The sequence below is a fragment of the Bradyrhizobium sp. 35 genome, from assembly GCF_023073215.1.
Lineage (GTDB): Bacteria > Pseudomonadota > Alphaproteobacteria > Rhizobiales > Xanthobacteraceae > Bradyrhizobium > Bradyrhizobium canariense_D.
The window spans coordinates 183,383-203,826 of the sequence record NZ_JADPJC010000144.1 but is presented as its reverse complement, the minus strand read 5'-3'; the positions used below and the strand labels follow the sequence as shown (position 1 = coordinate 203,826).

The window sequence follows — 20,444 nt, the reverse complement described above, 5'->3', positions numbered from 1 at the left end:
TACGACAGGGGAGGGAACAATGAAGAACTTGAAGTGGACGCTTGCGCTGGCCGCGAGCCTGATTGGCGGCGCGGCAAATGCCGAGATCTCGGACAATGTCGTGCGCGTCGGCGTGCTCAACGACATCTCCGGCATTTTCCAGGACACCAACGGCATGGGCTCGGTCGAGGCCGCGCGCATGGCCGCTGAGGATTTCAACGGCGGCGGCAAGGGCATCAAGGTCGAGATCGTCTATGCCGATCACCAGAACAAGGCCGACGTCGGCAATGCAATCGCGCGCAAATGGCTCGATGTCGAGGGCGTCGACGCCATCGTCGACGTGCCGAACTCGGCCGTTGGCCTCTCCATCAACACGCTGCTGCGCGATAGCCGCATGACGTTCCTCGCGTCGTCCACCGCGAGCTCCGATCTCACCGGCAAGGCCTGCTCGCCCAACACCATCCAATGGGTCAACGACGCCTGGGCGACCGGCAACACCACGGCGGCCGCGATGATGTCGCGCGGCGGCAAGGACTGGTATTTCCTCACGGTTGACTACGCACTCGGCAAGGGCATCGAGGCGGAAGCCCAGAAATACATCGAGGCGCATGGCGGCAAGATGTTGGGCTCCTCCAAGCATCCGCTCGGCACGTCCGACTTCGCGTCCTTCCTGTTGCAGGCGCAGGGCTCGAAGGCCCAAGTGATCGGGCTCGCCAATGCCGGCGGCGACACCATCAACGCGGTGAAGCAGGCGGCCGAGTTCGGGATACAGCAGGGCGGACAAAAACTCGTCGCCTTCCTGCTCTTCATCAACGACGTCCACGGCATGGGCATCAAGGTCGCGCAAGGGCTCCAGCTCATGGAGGCCTTCTACTGGGACATGAACGACGACACCCGCGCCTTCGCCAAGCGCTTCGCGGCGCGGCCCGGCATGAACGGCAAGATGCCGAGCGGCAACCAGGCCGGGGTCTATGCCTCCACGCTCGCTTATCTCAACGCGGTCGCCGTCACGGGCAGCGACAATGCCAAGGATGCCGTGCCCGAGATGAAAAAGTTCAAGGGCAAGGACAAGCTGTTCGGCGACACCACGATCCGCCAGGACGGCCGCGTCGTGCATCCGATGTATCTGTTCGAGGTGAAGAAGCCGGAGGAGTCGAAATATCCGTATGACTATTACAAGCTGGTTTCGACGATCTCTGCGGAGCAGGCGTTTCGACCGCTCGCGGAAGGTGGGTGCGAGCTGGTGAAGTAGGGGCGGCGATCGCGCCTCACTTAACCTCTCCCCGCTCGCGGGGAGAGGTCGGATCGCTCTTGCGATCCGGGTGAGGGGGTACAGGTCTCACCAATATCTCGTTCGCGGAGAGGCCCCTCACCCCAACCCTCTCGCCGTAAGAACGAGGAGAGGAAGAAGAAGCCCTACACCACCTTGCTCGATCCCTGCGTGATCAGCCGCGCAGCGCGCTGGTCGCGGGCGTAGATCCAGAGCCAGCTCAGGGCGACGCTGAGGCGATGGCGCAAGCCGATCAGGAAGTAGATATGGGCGATGCCCCAGATCCACCACGCGATGGTGCCGCGCAGCTTGATGCGGCCGAAGTCGATCACCGCGAGCCGCTTGCCGATCTGCGCGAGGCTGCCGGAGTGCTTGTAGCGGAACGGGCCTGTCGGCTCCTGGCGCAGCCGGGCCTTGATGGTCTCGGCCACGTGACGGCCCTGCTGCTTGGCGGCCGGCGCGATGCCGGGCACAGGCTTGCCGTCCCAGGCGTTGATCAAAACGGTGTCGCCAATTGCAAAGATCTCGGGATGACCGGGGATCGTAAGATCGGCCTCCACTTGGACGCGCCCGGCGCGATCGGCCGGTGCGCCCAGCCATTCCGCCGCGGGCGAGGCGCGCACGCCGGCGGCCCAGATTCGTGTCTTGGCTTCGAGCAGCTTGCCGCCGAACACCACGCCCTCGCGGTTGATCTCAGTGACGGCTTGGCCGAGCACGACCTCGACGCCGATCTTCTCCAGCGAGGCCTGGGCATAGGCCGAGAGATCATCTGGAAAGCCTGCCAGCACCCGCGGACCCGCCTCGATCAGCACCACGCGCGCCTTGTTGGTGTCGATGTTGCGGAAGTCGGCTGGCAAGGTGTGGTGCGCCATCTCGGCGATGGTGCCGGCGAGTTCGACGCCGGTGGGGCCGGCGCCGACGATGACGAAAGTCAATCGTGCCGCGCGTTTGGCCGGATCGGTCTCACGCTCGGCGCGCTCGAACGCCACCAGGATATGACGGCGCAGCGTGGTCGCGTCCTCCAGTGTTTTAAGACCCGGCGCCCATTGCTCCCATTCGTCGTGGCCGAAATAGGCGTGACGCGCGCCGGTGGCGAGCACCAGCGTGTCGTAAGGCACCTCGCTGCCGTCGTCGATCAGCACGCAGCGCCTGTCGGCATCGACGCCGCTGACCGTCGCAAACAGCGTCGTCACATCGCGCCGGTCGCGCATCAGGTGCCGGACCGGCCAGGCGATCTCGCTGGTGGCGAGCGAGGCGGTGGCGACCTGATAGAGCAGCGGCTGGAACAAATGATGGTTGCGGCGGTCGATCAGCGTGATCTCGACCGGGCTGCCGGCGAGCCGGTGGGTCGCCTCCAGCCCGCCGAAACCGGCTCCGACGATGACGACGCGGTGCGGTGTCGTGGTCATGATGCGCCCCTCCGAATCTCGCGGCTCTATCCTCATCTAAACGCTGATCAGGCGCCGCGGTCCAATAGCCGTCGTCAATCGAGGCATAGGCCGGATGTATCGCGCCCGCGAGAAAGCGCCGCAGCCTTAGCCGAAGTAAGTAGAATTATATTTCTTGCTATCGCCGTTCGGGGCGAAATATGGTGCAGGGCGGGCGCTGAACCATTGGCGGCGCGACAGATTTTGCGTTCAATAGAGATGACCCCGGGGCGGCAATCACCCTGCTTCCGGGCATAATAATATGGAGGGGAGTGGTTATGAGGACGGCATTCTGGCTGGCGGGCGCAGCGGCGCTGGTGCTGGCAGGCCCGGCATCCGCCGGCGACACCATCAAGATCGGCTTCGTTTCGACCTTCAGCGGCCCGACCGCCGTGATCGGCAACGACATGCGCAATTCGTTCGAGCTCGCGCTGGATCACATCGGCCGCAAGATGGACGGCAAGCCGGTCGAGGTGATTTACGAGGACGACGGGCAGAAGCCCGACGTCGGCAAGCAGAAGACCGAGAAGCTGGTGCAGTCCGACAAGGTCGACTTCATCGTCGGCTACATCTGGTCGAACGTGCTGCTGGCCTCGCTCAAGACCGCCGTGGACTCGCAGACCTTCCTGATCTCGGCCAATGCCGGTCCGTCGCAGCTCGCGGGCGAGCTCTGCTCGCCTTACGTGTTCTCGACCTCCTGGCAGAACGACCAGACGCCGGCCGCCATGGGCCTCTACATGAACCAGAAGGGCGTCAAGAGCGTGTTCCTGATCGGCCCGAACTACGCCGCCGGCAAGGACATGCTGGCGGGCGTGAAGAGCACGTTCAAGGGCGAGGTCAAGGGCGAGGAATACACGGTCTGGCCGAGCCAGCTCGACTTCTCCGCCGAGCTCTCCAAGGCGCGGGCCTCGGGTGCCGAGTCGATCTTCGTGTTCTATCCCGGTGCAGCCGGCGTGCAGTTCCTCAACCAATATGCGCAGGCCGGGCTGAAGAGCACGATGCCGCTCTACACGGCTTTCACCGTCGACGAGCTGTCGCTGCCGCTGCAAAAGGAGAACGCGCTCGGGGTGCCCGGTGCGCAGGAATGGGTGAATGATCTGCCCAACGAGCAGAACAAGCGCTTCGTCGCCGACTATCGCAAGAAGTACCCCGGGCTGCGTCCGACCTATTACGGCGCGCAAGCCTACGACGCGGCCCAGCTCATCAACAGCGCCGTGGTCGCGGTGAAGGGCGACACCAGCAAGAAGGACGCGATGAAGGCCGAGATGGAGAAGGCCAACTTCAAGTCGCTGCGCGGCCCGTTCAAGTACGGCAAGAACCACATCCCGGTGCAGAACTTCTACCTCCAGGACGTGGTCAAGGACGGCGAAGGCCAGCTCTCGCTGAAGACGGTCGCGACCATCGTCGAGAACGACCAGGATCGCTTCCACGACAAATGCGCGATGAAGTAGCCACAAGCACGATACCCCTTCTCCCCTTGTGGGAGAAGGTGGCGCGAAGCGCCGGATGAGGGGTTTGTTTCCGCGTATTCAAAAGTAAGGTCTCGCGGAGAGAACCCCTCACCCGTCTCGCCGCTTTGCGGCAAGCCACCCTCTCCCACAAGGAGAGAGGGAAAGTAAGCTACACGCGCGGCATGCTCGCGGGCCGCACCTCGCGCGCTTGCGCGGCAAGCCTGATCCCGGCATTGGCCGCGCCGAAGCCCTGATAATCCCGCCGCTCCACGATCTCGAAGAAAAACCGCTCGTCGAAGATGTGGGTGTAGACCTGGAAAAACTCTCCGTCGCCCTCGCGGTCGTAGAGAATGTGGTTGGCGCGCAGCTGCCTCATCAGCTCGGGTGCGAGGTCGTATTTGGCTTCGACGTCGTCGTAGTAATTATCCGGGATATCCAGGAAATCCGCGCCGCGCTTGCGCATCTCCGCGACTGCCGCAAAGATATCCCGGCACGTAAATGCGACGTGCTGCACGCCCGAGCCGAAAAACTCCGAGATGAAGCGGGCCGGCAGCGTGCGGTTGGCGGATGAGCCGTTGAGCACGAAGCGCAGGCTCTGGTCGCCGTTGATGACGGCCTGGCTTTGCACGAGGCCCCTGGGATCGGCGATCTCCATCTGCGGCAGCCGCTTGAGGTCGAGGATGCCGGTGTAGAACAGCAGCCACGACAGCATCTCGTCATAGGGCATCGACTGCGCGATGTGATCGACGGCCAGCAGGGCGTCCGCGCGAGCGTCGCTCGGTACCTGTTCGAAATCCGTGTCCCAGTTCTTGCCGGCCTGGTCCAGGAAGTAAAGCAGGCTGCCGCCGACGCCGTGGATCGCGGGAATCTCGAGCTCGCCCGGCCCGACCGGCTGATAGAAGGTGCGCGCTTTCAGTGTTTCGGCGCGCTGCATAACGAGGCCGGCATTGTCGATATCGAGCGCGATGGCGCAGACGCCGGGGCCATGCGTCACGTAGTGCGAATGCGCAAAGCCGTCGGTCTCGGAGTTGACGACGAGCTCGACCTTGCCTTGCGACCAGCGCTCCACCGCCTTGCTGCGATGCTTGCCGGTCTTGCGGAAACCGAGCTGCGCGAGCAGGCGGGCGAGTTCGCCGGCCTTGGTCTCGTTGACGGCAAACTCGATGAATCCCGTGCCGCGACTTTTGGGCTTGGGCGCCAAGGGTTCGCCGATGAGCTTTGGCCAATCCGGTGCAAGCTGGTCCTCCAGCAGGATCAGCGAACGCAGGCCGTCGACCGCGGTCTGCACGGCCGAGCCGGCACGGAATTGGTCGTTGAAGATCTCCAGCGACAGCGGCCCGGCATAGCCGGTCGCCGCGATCGCCGCCATGAACTCGCCGACCGGCAGGTCGCCCTGGCCGGGGAAGGAGCGGAAGTGCCGGCTCCACGACAAGATGTCGAGCTCGAGCTTCGGCGCATCTGCAAGCTGGACCAGGAAGATCTTGTCGCCGGGGATCGAGGGCATCGCGCGGACCGGAAAGCCGGGAGCCAGTGCGTGAAAGCTGTCGAGGATGACACCGATCGCGGGGTGATCGGCGCGCCGCACGATCTCCCAGGCATCGCGGTAATCGTTGACGTGGCGTCCCCAGGCCAATGCCTCGTAGCCGACGCGCAAAGACCGTTTGGCCGCGCGCTCGCCAAGCTCGCGAAAATCATCCGCGGCGCGGTCGATGCCGCCGAGCGCGGCCGGCGACACGTTGGAGCAGATCAGCAGCAGATCGGTGCCGAGCTCCTGCATCAGGTCGAACTTGCGTTCGGCGCGGGCAAAGTTTCGCGAACGCTGCGGCTCCGGCATGCCTTCGAAATCGCGGAACGGCTGAAACGCACAGATCTCGAGATTGAGGTCCCCGCAGAGCTTTGCGATGTCGCGCGGACCTGCGCCGAACGACAGCAGATCGTTCTCGAAAATCTCGACCGCGTCGAATCCGGCGGATGCGATGGCGCGGAGCTTTTCGTCGAGAGCGCCGGAGAGTGAGACCGTTGCGATCGAGCGTTTGGTCATGCTGCCTGCTCCATGATTTGGCCCGGCGATATCTTCTGGCCCGTGCGTGCCGCTTCGCTGACGGCTTCGACGACCGCAAGTGTGCCCATTGCGTCTTCGACCGCGATCAGTGGTTGTTCATGGCCCGCGATCACGGCGAGGAAATGCCGGAGCTGCTCGGCCAATGGATCGAATGCCGGCGGCGTGATGGTCTCGCGCGACAGCGGCGCGTGCCAGCCGGGCTCTCGCGCGTAGGACCAAAGCTCCATATTCGGCACGGACAGCGAGCCCGCGGTGCCGGAGAGGATGTAACAGGGCTGATCCCGCTTCGGGTACGCAGTGTTCTCGCCCGAGGTCAGCTCCCAGCTCCATGGCGCCGGCGTTGCGTCCGACACGGTCGCCGTTCCCAGTGCGCCGTTGGCGAAGCGCAGCAGCAACGCGGCGGTGTCCTCGACGGCGAAACCGCGAACCTTGTTCGACGTCAACGCCTGCACCTCGGTGATCTCGCCGCAGATGAATCGGAGATTGTCGATGTCGTGGATCAGGTTGATGAGCAGCGGGCCGCCCCCATGCTCGCGCCGCCACGCCACATCAAAGTAATCGTCGGGCTTCTTCAGGAGCCACAGTCCGACCACAGCCGTGAGTTGGCCGAGTTTGCCGGTCGCCACCGTCTCGCGTGCGGCCTTGATGATCGGATTGTGCCGGCGGTGATGGCCGACTAGCATCGGCACGCCGGTCCGCCTGATCGCCGCGCACAGGCGCTGCGCGGCCGCGACCGTATCGGTCACCGGCTTCTCGATCAGCGCGGGCACGCCGGCTTGGGCACAGTCGAGCACCATCTGGAAGTGCAGCGCGTTCGGTGAGGCGATGATCAGGCCATCAGGCTTTTCCTGCGCCAGCAACGTGCGGTGATCCGAATGCCAGGGTGTGGTGCGCGTCTGCGCGAACTCTTTTGCGGCAGGCGAAGGGTCGGCGATGCCCGCCAGCACGCAGTCTGGTGAAGCGTTGATCAATTCGATATGGCGGCGGCCGATCAGGCCGGCGCCGGCAACGGCGATGCGCCTTGGCGCGCTCATGCTGCGCTCTCCTCCATGGCGCCGCCGAGGAAGAGCTGGCCGATCCGCGGGTCGTTCAAGATGCGCTCCGCCTTGTCGACCATGCGGGTCTGGCCGAGCTCGAGCACGATCCCGATGTCGGAAATCTCCAGCGCCGAGCGGGCGTTCTGCTCGATCATCAGAATGGTGACACCGCGGTCGCGCAAGCTCTTCAGGATGTCGAAAGTCTGCTGCACCATCAGTGGCGACAGGCCGATTGAGGGCTCGTCGATCAGAACGAGCTTCGGTTCGAGCAGCAGCGAGCGGGCGATTTCGAGCTGTTTCTGCTCGCCGCCGGATAGCGTGGAGGCCTGCTGCGTCGATTTCCGCCGCAGCGCCGGGAACAGGTCGAGCGCGGCCTCGATCCGGCTCTGCAGGTCGATGCCCTTGCCCGCCGAAACGCCTCCGAGCTCGATATTGTGGCGCACCGACAGCTCGGGAAAGATGTTGCGGCCCTGCGGCACGTAGCAGATGCCGGCATTGAGCAGCGCGCGCTGGCTCAAATGGGTGACGTCGCGGCCGGCGAAGTTGATCTTGCCCTCACGCAGCTTGAGCAGGCCGAAGATCGCCTTGAACACGGTGGACTTGCCGGCGCCGTTCGGGCCGATGATGGTGGTGATGGTGGCCTGCGGCACGGCGAAAGTGGTGCCGTTCAGGATCGTCATCTTGCCGTAGCCGCCGACGAGATTGTGAACCGAGAGGATCGGATCGCTCATGGCTGGTTCCTCAATGTCCGAGATAGGCTTCGATCACGGCGGGGTTCTTTCGCACCTCGTCCGGTCGTCCCATCGCCAGCACCTTGCCCTCCGCCATCACCATCACGCGGGAACACAGCGACATCACGAATTCCATGTTGTGCTCGATCACGACGAAGGTGGCGTTCTTCTCGCGGTTGATCGCCACCAGCCGCTCCTTCAGATCCGTCAACATCGACGGGTTGACGCCGCCGGCTGGCTCGTCGAGCAGCACCAGGCGCGGTCCGCCCATGAAGGCCATGGCGGCGTCGAGCAGTTTTTGCTGGCCGTAGGAGAGCCCGCCGGCCGGCTCGTCGGCGAGATGATCGAGCTTGAAAAAGCCGATCATCTGGTTGGCGGCCTCCGTCAGTCCGGCATCGGAGCGGCCGACCAGGCGCGAGGCCATGCTGCCTTGGTGCTCCTGGCCTGCGAGGATCAGGTTCTCGCGCACCGAGAGTTTGGGGAACACCTGCAGGAGCTGGAAGGTGCGGCTGACCCCGAGCTTGTTGAGCTCGGCGGGTCGCAAGCCCGTGACGACCTTGCCGTCGAGCTTGACCTCGCCGCCGCTCGGCGTGAGCTGGCCGAGAATGCAGTTGAACAGGGTCGACTTGCCGCAGCCGTTCGGGCCGATCAGGCCGAGGATCTCGCCCTCGCGGACGTCGAAAGAGACGCCGCCGACGGCGCTGATGCCGCCAAAATTCTTCTTGATGTCGGTGACTTCGAGGACCGCGCTCATTGCACTGTCTCCAGCCGGGACTTTGCGACGGCGCGCTGGGCGGAGGCCGCCTTGGTGCGGCGTTCGGCGAGATAGCGGTCGAGGATTCCCAAAATGCCGGTCGGCGACCAGATCAGCAGCCCCATCACCGCGATCGCGTAGAGCATCAGATAATAGCCCTCGGTGAAGCGCAGCCACTCCGGCAACAGCACCGCGATCATCGCGCCGAGGAACGGACCCAGGAAGAATCCGGCGCCGCCGACGATCACCATCATCAGGAGGTCGAGCGAGAGCGACAGGTTGAACGGCACGGGATCGATATATTGCGTCAGCGGCGCATAGAGCGCCCCCGCGACGCCGCCGAGCGCCGAGCCGATCGCGAACGCCATCAGCGTATAGCGCCGCGTGTCGACGCCCAGCGACTGCGCCCGCAGCGGGTTTTCGCGCAGCGCCATGAAGGCGCGGCCCCACGGCGAGCGGATCAGCCACCACACCGCGAGCGACACGATAGCGAGCGAGCCGAGACAGACATAGTAGAACGGCAGCGGCTTGTTGGTCGCGATGCCGAAAATGTGCGGACGCGGAATATTGGAGATGCCGTAGATGCCGCCGGTGAGCCAGCTCTCGTTGCGAAATACCAGGAAGGCCAGCGTGGAGAAGGCGAGCGTGACGAAGGCGAGGTAGTGATGCTGCACCCGCAGCGCGGGATAGCCGAGCACCCAGCCGACCGCGAAGCTCAAGCCGATCGCGACGACGATCGCCGCCGGCAGCGGCCAGCCATGCGTGGTCATGATCGCCGCGGCGTAAGCGCCGATGCCGACGAAGGCGCCCTGCGCCAGCGAGACCTGGCCGGCATAACCGAGTGTGAGGTTGAGGCCCATTGCGGCGATGGCCATCACCGCCCACTGGCTCAGGATGAACAGGCCATAGCGGTTGAAGTTCATGGGGACAACGATCAGCGCAGCGACCACGATGAGGCCGAACGCGATCTTGAGAGGTTTGGCGAAGCCGCTCATACGGTGCGCTCCTCGGCACGGCCGAGCAAGCCCTGCGGTCGGAACAGGATGACGGCGATCAGGAAGATCATAGGCACGGCGGCGCGGTACTGCGTTGAAACATAGGCGGCCGCGAGATTGTCGAGCACGCCGATCAGGAGGCCGCCTGCGATCGCGCCGCGCACCTGGTTGAACCCGCCGACGATCGCGGCGATGAAGGCGGCCTGGCCCAGTACCTCGCCCGACGTGAATTTCGCGAGGTAGATCGGCGTGATCAACAGCGAGGCGAGAGCGACCAGGAACGCGTTGATCAGGAAAGTCAGGAGAATCATGCGCTCGACCGGGACGCCGATGATGCGCGCCACCGTCGGGTTCTGCGCCGCCGCCTGCATCTGGTGGCCGAGCGAGGTGCGGTTGAGAAGCGCAGTCAAGCCGAAGACGGCAAGGATGGCGAGGACGAGGACGCCGATGCTTTGCAGCGAGACGGCATGGCCAAGGATGGAGACGTCGCCGGTCGGCACGATCGAGGGGAAGGGTGAGGCTTCGGCGCTGAAGAACTGCTTTACGGCCTCCTTGAGACCGATCGCGAGCGCCATGGTCGCGATCGCGAGCGGCAGCACGCCATGGCGCAACATCGGATCCACCAGCAGCATCTTGAAGGCGAGGCCGAGCAGGAGCATCGAAAGCAGGATGCCGAGGATGATCGCGAGCCAGAACGGCGCGCCGGCATGCATCGCCGCCAGCATCAGGAACGCCGGCAGCATCACGAACTCGCCTTGTGCGAAATTGATGGTCTGCGAGGTCTGCCACAGCAGCGTGAAGCCGACCGCGACCAGCGCATAGATCGCGCCGGTGGCAAGTCCAGCGACCAGAAGATCGAACAGATTGGACATTTTCCCCTCTCGGCGCTCGCGCTCTGTCTCCCCGCTCTCCTCGCTCGTCCTTCTCCCTCTCCCCGCGAAGGGCGGGGCGAGGCAGAAGGGCAAGACCTCACTTCACCTTCGGCAGCACCTGCTTCACGACTTGCTTGCCTTCGACCACCTCGACCAGAAAGCTCTGGCGGTCGATGTCGCCGGTCTCGCTGAAGGTGACGTCCATCAAGATGCCCGGCTCGTCGGCGGCCTTGATGGTCAGGCCATGCAGGGTGTCGGCGAACGCCTTGGAATCGACCTTGCCCATCTTGTCGGTGGTGGCCTTCACCATGTAGACCGCGAGATAGCCTTTCAGCCCGTTATGGTCGGGCACGTAATTGTACTTCTTCGCGAACTTGTCGCGAAACGCCTTGATCAGGTCGACCGGCGCGTCGGTGGTGAGACCGACATGGCCGCGCGCGCCGTTGGCGGCATCGCCCGCAAGCTCGATCACCTTCTGGCCGATCAGCGTGGTCTCGCCCATCAGCGGTGCGGTGACGCCCTGGCGCTTCAGCTCCTTGAGGATGCGTGCGCTCTCTTCCTCGTTCAAATAGACGAATACGGCGTCGGGATTGGCGGCCTTGATCTTGCCGACGTCGGCGGCGAAATCGGCCTGGCCCGCCTCGGTGGAGAGATCGGCGACGACCTTGGAGCCGAGACGGTCGAGCTCCTTGACGACGACATCGCGGCCGCCGCGGCCAAAGTCATTGTTGACCCAGACCACGGCGACCGACTTCGCCTTCATGTCGTCGTGAATGTATTTGGCGACCTTCGGCATCGAGGATTGCTGGCCGAACGAGGTGCGGAACAGGAATTTGTTTCCGCCTTGCGTCAGCTCGGCGGCTTCGCCACCCATGATCTGCGCGATGCCGGCTTCGGCCGCCAGCGGCGCGGTCACCTTCACCGAGCCGGAATAGCCGGGTCCGAGCAGCACATAGGGCTCGGCGTCGAGCGCCTTCTGCACCTGCGCGCGCGCGACGCCCGGGTTGGATTGCGAATCCGCATGAGTGACTTCGAGCTTGCGGCCGAGCACGCCGCCCTTGGCGTTGATCTCCTCGATCGCGAGGTCGATGCCGTTCTTCCAGTTGGTGCCGACGGTGGCGCCGCCCCCGGAAAGCTCGGCGACGTCGGCGAGCTTGATCGCCTGGGCGTGCACGCTGGTTGCAGTCGCGAAGGCAAGCAGGGCGCCCGCCAGCAAAGTCGATTTCATGGTTTCTCCTCCTGTTTCGTGATGGTGTCCGCGGCCTTGTGTCCGGCCGTTTCGGTTACGCTGCGTGATAGGCCGAGCTTCGTGCCGCCATCACCTCGTCGAATGCCTCTCCCATGATCTCGGTGGATGGGGCAAGGCCAGTGAACAGTTCGAAAGCGTCGGCGGCCTGGTAGATCGCAAGCTCCCGTCCGGTCATGATCCGCGCGCCCTTGGCTTGGGCAGCCGCCAGCAGCGGCGTGATCAGCGGCGAATAGACGGCGTCGGCGACCCACAGGTTTTGACGTAGCAGCGTCGGCGCGACCGGCGTTTCCCGGTTCGGCAGCATGCCGACCGGCGTGCCGTTGACGAGGCCCGTTGCGCCGTCGAGCGCGGCCTCGACGCTTGCGGCGACCCTGGCGCCACCCTGTTTGTCGAGCAGCGCGGCGAGTTTTTCGGCGCGTGCCGGCTCGCTGTCGAAGATACGGATGTCGGTCACGTCAAGGCTCGCCAGGGCAAACGCGATCGCCTTGCCGACGCCGCCGGTGCCGATCACGGCGACTGCGTTTCCAGAGGCCGCCAGCAGCGGCGCGACGGCGCGCGCAAAGCCCGTCGTGTCGGTGTTGTGGCCGATCAGCCGGCCGTTCCTGACGACGACGGTGTTGACCGCCCCCATGGCGGCGGCACCCGGTGCCAGTTCATCGAGCAGCGGGACCACCGCCTCCTTGTAGGGAAAAGTGACGTTGACGCCGGCAAAGCCGAGCCGCCGCACGCCCTCGAGCATCATGCGGAGCCCGCCCGCGTCGGCGCCGGCGACCTCGATGAGCTGGTAATGGCCGCGCAGCCCAAGCCCCTCCGCGGCGCGCTCATGCATGGCAGGGGAGGCAGAATGCGCGATGGGTGCGCCGATCAGGCCGGTCAGGAGCTTTTTGGGTGCGGCGGGTCCGCGCTTTGACATGGTTCGCTATCGTCTCGTTGGGAGCGTTTGATCCCGGCCTTTAGCGGGGAGATCCGCCCAATTCCAAGGGGCTTCCCCCAGGAACGATAGCCTTTCCTCGGCCTAACACAATTACCCTTTTGTGCTGCAAACCTAACATAATGTTATCTCTTCCGCGCCCGTGGCGGCGCGGCCCTGCCTTTGCCCCGCGACGGCTCGACCGCGCGCATCTCCGCGCGCAGGGACTCGATGAAATACTCGACATGAAGCGACAGCGGCGCGCCGCGCTTCACCGCGATATAGGTGTCGAATCGCGTCGGCTCGGTGATCTTGATCAGCTCGATGCCGGGATAGCCCCCATGGGCCACCGTGAACTGGTCGATGATGGCGATGCCGAGCCCCGCCTTCACCAGCGCGCAGACCGTGGTGCCGAAGCGGGCGCGGATGGTGATGTTGTACTCGAGGCGGTGGCGCGCGAAGATCTCGGCCATGATCCGCCCGTAGGGATCATTGGGATCGATGCCGATCAGCGGATAGCGCGTGATCTCGGCGGCGGAGACCTGCTTGCGGCCGGCGAGCTCGTGGCCCGGCGGCACGATGCAATAGAGCTCGCCCGAGGCGAGCGGCATGAAGTCGAGCCCGGAATGCTCCAGGCGATAGCTCATCGCCACGCACTCGCCGCGGCCGAGCATGAGATAGTCGATGGCTTCCTCGAGCTTGAGGATGTTGATGTCGATGCCCAAATCCGGATAGCGCCGCCGGACCCGCTCGATCGCGCGCGGCACCATGACTTGCGAAATGCTCGGCACCGAGCCGATGCGCAATTCCGACAATCCGCCGCGCCCGATCTTGGAGATGATCTCGGAGAGGTCGTCGACCTTCTTGTAGACGCCGTTGATCTGCTCGAAGATGTTCTCGGCTTCCGGCGTCGGGAAATAGCGGCCGTTCTGGCGCTGGAAGAAGCGGATGCCGAGCGAGCGCTCGGTATATTTCACCAGGCGGCTGATGCCCGGCGCCGAAACGTTCAGCAGCTTCGCCGCGCCGCCGATCGTGCCCGTCACCATCACGGCACGGATCACTTCAACCTGGCGCAGCGTCATCATGTCCTGGGCATCCGAAGGTAATCGTGGTCGGCGCTGCCTTTCCCTCTTCCCTTGTGGGAGAGGGCGGATCGCCGCGATAGCGCGAGGCGGGTGAGGGGTTCTCTCCCCGCACGAGCCTCGCGCATTTGAACGCGTGGAAACAACCCCTCATCCGGCGCCATAGCCGATGCGAAGCGTCGGCGTTTTGTTTTAAGAACGGCGGCCGAAGGCCGCCTATGCCACTTCTCCCACAAGGGGAGAAGGAAGGAAACATTCGCGTTCGGTTGTTCGGTTCAGATCAGAGGAAGGCATGGCGCCGAACGGACCGTTCGTGCGCTCACAGCAATTGCGTGCTAGCTCGCCGGTCCGTCCGGCGTGGCGCTCTCTGCCGGCTTGCTGCGCTCGCTTTGCAGCACCCCGCGTGCGAACTCGATGATCTTCTGCTTGTTTGCCGTTTCGCGGACGGCGAAAAATACGCGGTTGAGTTCCAGGCCGAGCACGCTGTTGAGGGCGATGTCCTCGTCTTCCATCGTGGTTTCCCCGCTTCAGACATTGTAGGTGTATCTTGACGTCCCTTCTTCCACAAGTAGATTAAGCCTTCGGGGTCAATGGGATACCGGGAAACTACGGAATCCGTGAATTGAGGCAGTGCCCCAAGACGTGCTATATCGCACAGCGAGGGTCAGGAAACGCACCGATGTCCGCCGTGGATTATGGCCGGGAAGCGCTCGACTTCATCGAGGGGCTTGGGGCCTATCGCAAGGTGCCCGACGCCATGAATGCGCTCGAATCGGCCTTTGGTCGCTTCGGTTTTGAAACTATCATCGTGACGGGGTTGCCCAATCCCGACCAACAGTTTGCACAGATGGTGCTCGCCAAGCGCTGGCCCGCGGGCTGGTTTGGTCTCTACACCGAAAATAACTACGACCGTTTCGACCCGGTGGTGCGGTTGTGCCGCCAGTCAGTCAACCCGTTCGAATGGTCGGAAGCACCCTATGATGCGGAGCTCGAGCCGAACGCGGCCGAGGTGATGAACCGCGCCACCGATTTTCGCATGACGCGCGGCTTCATTGTGCCGATCCACGGACTCACCGGCTACGAGGCCGCGGTGTCGCTCGGGGGCGTCCATCTCGACCTCAATCCCCGCAGCAAGCCGGCACTGCACCTGATGGCGATGTATGGCTTCGACCACATTCGCCGTCTGCTCGATCCAGCGCCGTATCCCTCGGCACGCCTCACCCCGCGCGAGCGCGAGGTGATCGCCTGGGCCTCGCAGGGCAAATCGGCCTGGGAAATCGGCGAGATCCTGCACATCACGCAGCGCACCGCCGAAGAGCATCTTGCAACCGCCGGGCGCAAGCTCGGAGCCGTCAACCGTACGCATGCGGTAGCACTGGCGATTCGCAACAAGATCATCAATCCCTAAGCGACGTACTGGGAAATTTCCCAATACCGAACCATCCTCTTTTCGCAGAGGGTGCCCTCCATTGAGGATGAATGGGGGTTTTCATGATTCACGCCATTTCTGCAGTAAATCGCCACCTTTACGAAGATGTACTCGATCAGCATTTTCGGCTGCGGCACGACATCTTCGTCGAAGAGCGGCGCTGGGAGACGCTGCGCAGGCCGGATTGCCGCGAAATCGATTCCTATGACGACGAGGACACCGTTTATCTGCTTGCGCTGGAGGGACGCCGCGTCATCGGCGGTCACCGGCTCTACCCGACCACCAAGCCTTCGATGATGAGCGAGGTCTTTCCCCATCTGGCAGCGGTGCGCGGCTACCCGGTGGATCCTCTGGTCTGGGAATGGTCGCGCTACTTCGTCGTGCGCGATCGCCGCGACGGCGCGCTCAACCTGCAACTGATGGCGGCCGTGCAGGAGTTCTGCCTCGGTCAGGGGATCGCGCAGGTCAGCGCGATCATGGAAACCTGGTGGTTGCCGCGCTTTCATGAGGCCGGCTTCGTCGTGACCCCGCTCGGTCTGCCGGCACTGGTGGAGAACGCATGGACCATGGCGGCGACGATCGACATTCTCCGCGAGACGCTCGATGCCCTGCATGATCGCATCGGCGTGCCTTCCATCGTCCAACAGGACGGTCCGCGTATCAATTGCATCGCCCTTGCCAACCTCTGCGGCCTCGCTGCCGCGCAACGAAAGAGCGCCTGAGATGTCGAACATGATGCGGGACAGCCAGATCATGGCGCAGATCAAGGACGAAAATCTGGGCTACATGTCCGACATGGCGCTCGAACTCGCGCAGATGGCGGAAGACACCGGATTGGCGACGCTCGCCTATCTGTTCCGGATGGCGGCGCTGGAGGCCTCGACGGCCAACAGCGTGCTTGCCGAGCCGGATGACCTTCGCCGGCAGATGACGTCGCACTAGGCGTCTCCATCCACACGTTGCGACGAATTCACACCCTCTCTCCCGCAACGGAGGGAGGGTGATCCGTTTGGGTGCGGCAGGTTGACCCATCCTGCGCGGCAGTCTTCTTGCAAGACCGATTGCAGGGCCAGGACCGATCGGATGCATCGGCATGCAACAAAGTGCATGTTGGGTGTCGAATCGCTCTTGCCTCGGAACGATACTGCCATTACCCATTTTTCCGCCTTGTCCAGGCAGGGGGAGCTCTTTCACTGATGGCGACCGTGTTCGAACATCGGCGCGAACCTGCGTGCGCCTGAAAGAGTTTTGATGCTGCTCGTCGTCGAACAGTTCTTGAACGGATTGCAGTTTGGCCTGCTGCTGTTCCTGCTCGCCGCCGGCCTGACGCTGGTGTTCGGGATCATGGATCTCGTCAACCTCGCGCACGGCTCGCTGTACATGATGGGCGCCTATTTCGCCGCGACCTTCGCAGCCTGGACCGGCAGCTTCCTGCTCGGTGCGCTATTGGCGCTCGGCGCGACGCTCGTGCTCGGCATCGTGCTCGAGATGACCGCGCTGCGGCATCTCTACGGACGAGACCATCTTGACCACGTGCTCGCGACCTTCGGCCTGATCCTGTTCTTCAACGAGGCCGTGCGGCTGATCTGGGGGCCGGCCGGCCTTGCGCTGCCGCTGCCGGCCTGGCTCACCGTGCCGGTGCCGATCCTGCCGGGCATTCACTATCCCGCTTATCGCCTCGCCATCATCGTCGTGGCGCTGCTGGTTGCGCTGCTGCTCTATCTCGGCGTGATGCGCACCCGCATCGGCATGCTGATCCGGGCCGGCGCCTCCAATCGCGAGATGATCGGTGCGCTCGGCATCAACATCAAGCTGCTCTACACCCTGGTGTTCGGTCTCGGTGCCGCGCTCGCGGGCCTTGCCGGCTTGATGCAGGCGCCGATCCTCACCGTGCAGATCGGCATGGGCGAGAACATTCTGATCCTCGCCTTCGTCATCATCGTGATCGGCGGTATCGGTTCGATCCGCGGCGCGTTCCTGGCCGCGATCTTCGTCGGCATGATCGACACCCTCGGCCGCGCCTTCCTGCCCAATCTGCTGCGGCAGGTGCTGAGCGGCGCCGCGGCCTCCACCGCCGCGCCCGCGCTGTCCTCCATGCTGATCTATCTGCTGATGGCTATCGTGCTGGTGGTGCGTCCGGAGGGGCTGTTTCCGGCCAACCGCCGATGAAGGCTTTCACTGTGAGCAAGGTCGTCACGGTCCTGCTGCTGACGGGTCTCGTGCTGCTGCCGCTCTATTCGCAAGCATCCGGCAACATCTTCATCCTGACGCTGCTCACCCGCATCGTCATCCTGGCCCTGGCGGCCGCGAGCCTCAACCTCATCATGGGTTTTGGCGGCATGATGAGTTTTGGCCACGCCGCCTATCTCGGCATCGGCGGCTATGCGGTCGGCATGCTGGCGCAGGAAGGCGTGGGCTCGGGCTTCATCCAGTTTCCGGTCGCGCTTGCGGCCTCCGCGCTTTATGCGTTGGTGATCGGCGCGCTGTCTTTGCGCACCCGCGGCGTCTATTTCATCATGATCACGCTGGCGTTCGCGCAGATGGCCTATTACGTCGCCTCGGGGCTGGCGCGTTATGGCGGCGATGACGGCCTCACCGTCTACAAGCGCAGCGACTTCTCCGGGCTGATTAATCTGTCGAACCGCACGCAATTCTATTATCTCTGCCTCGCCTGCCTGTTCGGCGTGGTCTTCCTGATCTGGCGCATCGTCAATTCGCGCTTTGGCCTCGTCCTGCAGGGCCTGCGCTCCAACGAGCAGCGCATGCAGGCGATCGGCTTTCCCTCGAAACGCTACCAGCTGGTCTGCTTCGTCATCTCGGGCATGATGTGCGGCCTCGCCGGCGCGCTGCTCGCCAACAACACCGATTTCGTCAGCCCGGCCGCGATGTACTGGACCCGTTCCGGCGACCTCATGGTGATGGTGATCCTCGGGGGCATGGGCACGCTGTTCGGTCCGGTCATCGGCGCGGTGGTGTATTTGTTGCTGGAAGAGTTCTTGTCGCAGCTCACCGAATACTGGGCGCTGATCATGGGTCCGCTGCTGCTGCTGATCGTGCTGTTCGGCCGCGGCGGCATCATGGGCCTGCTCGGGAGGCTCAATCGTGGCTGAGCCGCTGCTCCGCGTCGACAGGCTGGTGCGCCGCTTCGGCGGCATCATTGCGACGGACAACGTCTCGCTCGACGTTGCGGCAGGCGAGCTGCACGCCATCATCGGCCCGAACGGCGCCGGCAAGACCACGCTGATCAGCCAGCTCACAGGGCATCTGGAGCCGCATTCCGGCAGCGTCTCGCTGGCGGGGCGCGACATCACCTATCTGCCGGCCTATCGCCGCTGCGCGCTGGGCCTGGCACGTTCTTTCCAGATCACCTCGCTGCTGCTCGATTTCACCGCCGCCGACAATGTCGCGCTCGCGGCGCAAGCGCATGCCGGCACCTCGTTCCGCTTCTTCGCCGATGCACGCAAGGAGAAGGGCCTGCGCGATGCCGCGCATGCCGCGCTCGATCGCGTCGGTCTCGTCCATCGTGCCGATGTCCTGGTGTCCAGGCTCAGCCATGGCGAGCGTCGCCAGATCGAGCTGGCGGTTGCGCTGGCAAGCAAGCCGAAACTTTTGCTGCTCGACGAGCCGATGGCGGGACTCGGCGTCACCGAATCCCAGCGCATGGTGCAGCTGCTCCAGGAGCTGCGCAAGGAGGTCTCGATCGTCCTGGTCGAACACGACATGCCGGCGGTGTTTGCGCTCGCCGACCGCATCTCCGTGCTGGTCTATGGCCGCGTCATCGCCTCCGGCGATCCGGCCGCGATTCGGGCGAACGAGGACGTCAAGCGCGCCTATCTCGGCGAGGCCCATGTGGTGACGCACCATGGATGACACGCTGCTCGAGGTCGACGGCATCGAGACCTGCTACGGCCTGTCCCAGGTGCTGTTCGGCTTGTCCCTGTCGGTCAAATCAGGCGAGATGGTCTCGCTGATGGGTCGCAACGGCATGGGCAAAACCACGACCATCCGATCCATCATGGGCCTGACGCCGGCGTGCGCCGGCAGCATCCGCTTTGCGGGCTCGGAAGTGCGGACGCAGCCGTCCTACAGGATCGCGCAACTCGGTGTCGGCCTCGTCCCCGAGGGGCGGCAGATCTTCCCGAACCTCACCGTGCGCGAAAACCTTGTCGCGGCAGCGGCCGATCGTTTCGGCAGCAGCAATCCCTGGACGCTGGCGGCGATCTACGTGATGTTTCCTCGCCTGGCCGAGCGCGCTTCCAATATGGGCAACCAGCTCTCCGGCGGCGAGCAGCAGATGCTCGCCATCGGCCGCGCGCTGATGACCAACCCGAAGCTGCTCATCCTGGATGAAGCGACCGAAGGCCTGGCGCCTCTGATCCGCGAAGAGATCTGGAGCTGCCTGTCGCTGCTCAAGAGCCGGGGACAGTCGATCCTGGTCGTCGACAAGAACGTCGACCACCTCGCCCGCATCTGCGACCGCCACACCATCATCGAGCGCGGCAAGACGGTATGGAGCGGCACCTCGGACGAGCTGTTGGCTGAGCCGGATCTGCAGCACAAATATCTAGGGATTTGAGGGTGAGGGCGCGATGCTGGGCGCCGCTCATACGTTATCGTCCTGGCGAAAGCCAGGACCCATAGCCACCGAATTCAGTTTGGCGAAGATTGGCGGTTAGCAGCCGCGTGCGACAACTTTTCCCTGGGGTAATGGGTCCTGGCTTTCGCCAGGACGACATTGGCAATCACCAGTAAATCCCGTGCCGATGCAGTTCGCGAATCACGCGGGCCTCGGTGGATGGCTGGCGACGTTTCGGCTTGGTCATTTCTCTTGTGCTGGCAATCGGCGCGGCACTGGACTGAGTTGCGGCCGGAGCGATCGCGGTTGTCGTCGCAGTCGCTGCCGGAGACGTTGAAGCTGCGGCCGTGGTCGCCGTCTGGACATTCGTGGGTGCTGCCGCCGGAGCTTGTGGCGGCGTGGCTGCTGTCGTTCCCGGCTCGGCGGTCTGCTGGCTCGCATTTGTCGCCGCAAGGCTAAGGCTCCGTGGTCCGCCGGCATAGGCCTGGCTTGCCAGCAGCGACATTGCCGCGATCAGGATCAGCTTTCGCATGACACCCTCCGTTCGCTAGTCAATCGCTCTTACCTAAATCCGCTGGGCCTCTATCGCGACGAGCGACCCGCCCCGATCTCAATCAGAG

The 20,444-nt window shown here is 64.2% G+C and carries 21 protein-coding genes; 9 read left to right on the top strand and 12 right to left on the bottom strand.

Translation table 11 applies throughout. The features are described 5' to 3' along the window. The first annotated feature begins 19 nt into the window (after positions 1 to 19). Positions 20 to 1,231: an ABC transporter substrate-binding protein gene (locus IVB36_RS29705; protein WP_018456024.1), complete on the top strand. Its 1,212-nt coding sequence runs from the start codon at positions 20 to 22 to the stop codon at positions 1,229 to 1,231. Positions 1,232 to 1,395: 164 nt separating this feature from the next. On the opposite strand, the gene IVB36_RS29700 is transcribed toward IVB36_RS29705, so the two are convergent. Then, positions 1,396 to 2,658: an NAD(P)/FAD-dependent oxidoreductase gene (locus IVB36_RS29700; RefSeq protein WP_018456025.1), complete on the bottom strand. Its 1,263-nt coding sequence runs from the start codon at positions 2,656 to 2,658 to the stop codon at positions 1,396 to 1,398. A gap of 296 nt (positions 2,659 to 2,954) precedes the next feature. Here IVB36_RS29700 and IVB36_RS29695 point away from each other — a divergent pair, with 296 nt between their 5' ends. Continuing rightward, a complete protein-coding gene (locus IVB36_RS29695) occupies positions 2,955 to 4,127 on the top strand; it encodes an ABC transporter substrate-binding protein (RefSeq protein WP_018456026.1) in 1,173 nt (390 codons plus the stop codon). Between the two features lie 169 nt (positions 4,128 to 4,296). Here the strand turns inward: IVB36_RS29695 and IVB36_RS29690 are convergent, their stop codons facing one another. The 10 genes from IVB36_RS29690 to IVB36_RS29645 all read right to left on the bottom strand — a co-directional run bounded on the left by IVB36_RS29690 (position 4,297) and on the right by IVB36_RS29645 (position 14,331). Then, positions 4,297 to 6,168 carry a sugar phosphate isomerase/epimerase and 4-hydroxyphenylpyruvate domain-containing protein gene (locus IVB36_RS29690; RefSeq protein ID WP_018456027.1) on the bottom strand — a complete coding sequence of 624 codons (1,872 nt, stop codon included), beginning with the start codon at positions 6,166 to 6,168 and terminating at the stop codon, positions 4,297 to 4,299. Then, positions 6,165 to 7,223 (bottom strand): Gfo/Idh/MocA family oxidoreductase, encoded by a 1,059-nt coding sequence (locus IVB36_RS29685; RefSeq protein WP_018456028.1) that lies wholly within the window; start codon positions 7,221 to 7,223, stop codon positions 6,165 to 6,167. Before IVB36_RS29685 ends, IVB36_RS29690 begins: the two co-directional genes overlap by 4 nt. Beyond that, positions 7,220 to 7,957, bottom strand: a complete 738-nt coding sequence (locus IVB36_RS29680; RefSeq protein ID WP_018456029.1) for an ABC transporter ATP-binding protein — start codon at positions 7,955 to 7,957, stop codon at positions 7,220 to 7,222. Before IVB36_RS29680 ends, IVB36_RS29685 begins: the two co-directional genes overlap by 4 nt. 10 nt (positions 7,958 to 7,967) lie before the next feature. Continuing rightward, a complete protein-coding gene (locus IVB36_RS29675) occupies positions 7,968 to 8,711 on the bottom strand; it encodes an ABC transporter ATP-binding protein (RefSeq protein WP_018456030.1) in 744 nt (247 codons plus the stop codon). Continuing rightward, positions 8,708 to 9,706 (bottom strand): branched-chain amino acid ABC transporter permease, encoded by a 999-nt coding sequence (locus IVB36_RS29670; RefSeq protein WP_018456031.1) that lies wholly within the window; start codon positions 9,704 to 9,706, stop codon positions 8,708 to 8,710. Before IVB36_RS29670 ends, IVB36_RS29675 begins: the two co-directional genes overlap by 4 nt. Next, positions 9,703 to 10,578: a branched-chain amino acid ABC transporter permease gene (locus IVB36_RS29665; protein WP_018456032.1), complete on the bottom strand. Its 876-nt coding sequence runs from the start codon at positions 10,576 to 10,578 to the stop codon at positions 9,703 to 9,705. Before IVB36_RS29665 ends, IVB36_RS29670 begins: the two co-directional genes overlap by 4 nt. Positions 10,579 to 10,675: 97 nt before the next feature. Then, on the bottom strand, positions 10,676 to 11,806 hold the full coding sequence (locus tag IVB36_RS29660) for an ABC transporter substrate-binding protein (protein WP_018456033.1): 1,131 nt from the start codon (positions 11,804 to 11,806) through the stop codon (positions 10,676 to 10,678). Positions 11,807 to 11,861: 55 nt separating this feature from the next. After that, the gene (locus IVB36_RS29655) at positions 11,862 to 12,740 is read right to left on the bottom strand and encodes a shikimate dehydrogenase (protein ID WP_018456034.1); all 879 of its coding nucleotides are present in this window, start codon (positions 12,738 to 12,740) and stop codon (positions 11,862 to 11,864) included. Between the two features lie 143 nt (positions 12,741 to 12,883). Continuing rightward, complete coding sequence (locus IVB36_RS29650) at positions 12,884 to 13,822, bottom strand: LysR family transcriptional regulator (RefSeq protein ID WP_018456035.1); 939 nt, start codon at positions 13,820 to 13,822, stop codon at positions 12,884 to 12,886. Positions 13,823 to 14,154: 332 nt separating this feature from the next. Continuing rightward, entirely contained in the window at positions 14,155 to 14,331 is a 177-nt protein-coding gene (locus IVB36_RS29645) for a hypothetical protein (protein WP_018456036.1), read from the bottom strand. A gap of 167 nt (positions 14,332 to 14,498) precedes the next feature. On the opposite strand from IVB36_RS29645, the gene IVB36_RS29640 reads away from it, so the two are divergent. The 7 genes from IVB36_RS29640 to IVB36_RS29610 all read left to right on the top strand — a co-directional run bounded on the left by IVB36_RS29640 (position 14,499) and on the right by IVB36_RS29610 (position 19,824). Next, positions 14,499 to 15,227 (top strand): LuxR family transcriptional regulator, encoded by a 729-nt coding sequence (locus IVB36_RS29640; protein WP_018456037.1) that lies wholly within the window; start codon positions 14,499 to 14,501, stop codon positions 15,225 to 15,227. 83 nt (positions 15,228 to 15,310) lie between these two features. After that, positions 15,311 to 15,970 carry an acyl-homoserine-lactone synthase gene (locus IVB36_RS29635; RefSeq protein ID WP_018456038.1) on the top strand — a complete coding sequence of 220 codons (660 nt, stop codon included), beginning with the start codon at positions 15,311 to 15,313 and terminating at the stop codon, positions 15,968 to 15,970. 1 nt (position 15,971) lies between these two features. Further along, positions 15,972 to 16,190, top strand: coding sequence for a hypothetical protein (locus tag IVB36_RS29630; protein ID WP_026233073.1), 219 nt, complete (start codon positions 15,972 to 15,974; stop codon positions 16,188 to 16,190). Between the two features lie 309 nt (positions 16,191 to 16,499). After that, entirely contained in the window at positions 16,500 to 17,417 is a 918-nt protein-coding gene (locus tag IVB36_RS29625) for a branched-chain amino acid ABC transporter permease (RefSeq protein ID WP_007615745.1), read from the top strand. Beyond that, positions 17,414 to 18,358, top strand: coding sequence for a branched-chain amino acid ABC transporter permease (locus IVB36_RS29620; protein WP_018456041.1), 945 nt, complete (start codon positions 17,414 to 17,416; stop codon positions 18,356 to 18,358). The genes IVB36_RS29625 and IVB36_RS29620 overlap by 4 nt, the downstream gene beginning before the upstream one ends. After that, positions 18,351 to 19,118, top strand: a complete 768-nt coding sequence (locus IVB36_RS29615) for an ABC transporter ATP-binding protein (RefSeq protein WP_018456042.1) — start codon at positions 18,351 to 18,353, stop codon at positions 19,116 to 19,118. Before IVB36_RS29620 ends, IVB36_RS29615 begins: the two co-directional genes overlap by 8 nt. Next, positions 19,111 to 19,824: an ABC transporter ATP-binding protein gene (locus IVB36_RS29610; RefSeq protein WP_247394032.1), complete on the top strand. Its 714-nt coding sequence runs from the start codon at positions 19,111 to 19,113 to the stop codon at positions 19,822 to 19,824. Before IVB36_RS29615 ends, IVB36_RS29610 begins: the two co-directional genes overlap by 8 nt. 166 nt (positions 19,825 to 19,990) lie before the next feature. Here the strand turns inward: IVB36_RS29610 and IVB36_RS29605 are convergent, their stop codons facing one another. Further along, a complete protein-coding gene (locus IVB36_RS29605; protein ID WP_039799580.1) occupies positions 19,991 to 20,356 on the bottom strand; it encodes a hypothetical protein in 366 nt (121 codons plus the stop codon). Positions 20,357 to 20,444 lie beyond the last annotated feature (88 nt).

Bases quoted from the DNA above. Each gene is read 5' to 3' on its own strand.
- IVB36_RS29705 (WP_018456024.1), top strand. From the start codon at position 20: ATGAAGAACTTGAAGTGGACGCTTGCGCTGGCCGCGAGCCTGATTGGC.
- IVB36_RS29700 (WP_018456025.1), bottom strand. From the start codon at position 2,658: ATGACCACGACACCGCACCGCGTCGTCATCGTCGGAGCCGGTTTCGGC.
- IVB36_RS29695 (WP_018456026.1), top strand. From the start codon at position 2,955: ATGAGGACGGCATTCTGGCTGGCGGGCGCAGCGGCGCTGGTGCTGGCA.
- IVB36_RS29690 (WP_018456027.1), bottom strand. From the start codon at position 6,168: ATGACCAAACGCTCGATCGCAACGGTCTCACTCTCCGGCGCTCTCGAC.
- IVB36_RS29685 (WP_018456028.1), bottom strand. From the start codon at position 7,223: ATGAGCGCGCCAAGGCGCATCGCCGTTGCCGGCGCCGGCCTGATCGGC.
- IVB36_RS29680 (WP_018456029.1), bottom strand. From the start codon at position 7,957: ATGAGCGATCCGATCCTCTCGGTTCACAATCTCGTCGGCGGCTACGGC.
- IVB36_RS29675 (WP_018456030.1), bottom strand. From the start codon at position 8,711: ATGAGCGCGGTCCTCGAAGTCACCGACATCAAGAAGAATTTTGGCGGC.
- IVB36_RS29670 (WP_018456031.1), bottom strand. From the start codon at position 9,706: ATGAGCGGCTTCGCCAAACCTCTCAAGATCGCGTTCGGCCTCATCGTG.
- IVB36_RS29665 (WP_018456032.1), bottom strand. From the start codon at position 10,578: ATGTCCAATCTGTTCGATCTTCTGGTCGCTGGACTTGCCACCGGCGCG.
- IVB36_RS29660 (WP_018456033.1), bottom strand. From the start codon at position 11,806: ATGAAATCGACTTTGCTGGCGGGCGCCCTGCTTGCCTTCGCGACTGCA.
- IVB36_RS29655 (WP_018456034.1), bottom strand. From the start codon at position 12,740: ATGTCAAAGCGCGGACCCGCCGCACCCAAAAAGCTCCTGACCGGCCTG.
- IVB36_RS29650 (WP_018456035.1), bottom strand. From the start codon at position 13,822: ATGATGACGCTGCGCCAGGTTGAAGTGATCCGTGCCGTGATGGTGACG.
- IVB36_RS29645 (WP_018456036.1), bottom strand. From the start codon at position 14,331: ATGGAAGACGAGGACATCGCCCTCAACAGCGTGCTCGGCCTGGAACTC.
- IVB36_RS29640 (WP_018456037.1), top strand. From the start codon at position 14,499: ATGTCCGCCGTGGATTATGGCCGGGAAGCGCTCGACTTCATCGAGGGG.
- IVB36_RS29635 (WP_018456038.1), top strand. From the start codon at position 15,311: ATGATTCACGCCATTTCTGCAGTAAATCGCCACCTTTACGAAGATGTA.
- IVB36_RS29630 (WP_026233073.1), top strand. From the start codon at position 15,972: ATGTCGAACATGATGCGGGACAGCCAGATCATGGCGCAGATCAAGGAC.
- IVB36_RS29625 (WP_007615745.1), top strand. From the start codon at position 16,500: ATGCTGCTCGTCGTCGAACAGTTCTTGAACGGATTGCAGTTTGGCCTG.
- IVB36_RS29620 (WP_018456041.1), top strand. From the start codon at position 17,414: ATGAAGGCTTTCACTGTGAGCAAGGTCGTCACGGTCCTGCTGCTGACG.
- IVB36_RS29610 (WP_247394032.1), top strand. From the start codon at position 19,111: ATGGATGACACGCTGCTCGAGGTCGACGGCATCGAGACCTGCTACGGC.
- IVB36_RS29605 (WP_039799580.1), bottom strand. From the start codon at position 20,356: ATGCGAAAGCTGATCCTGATCGCGGCAATGTCGCTGCTGGCAAGCCAG.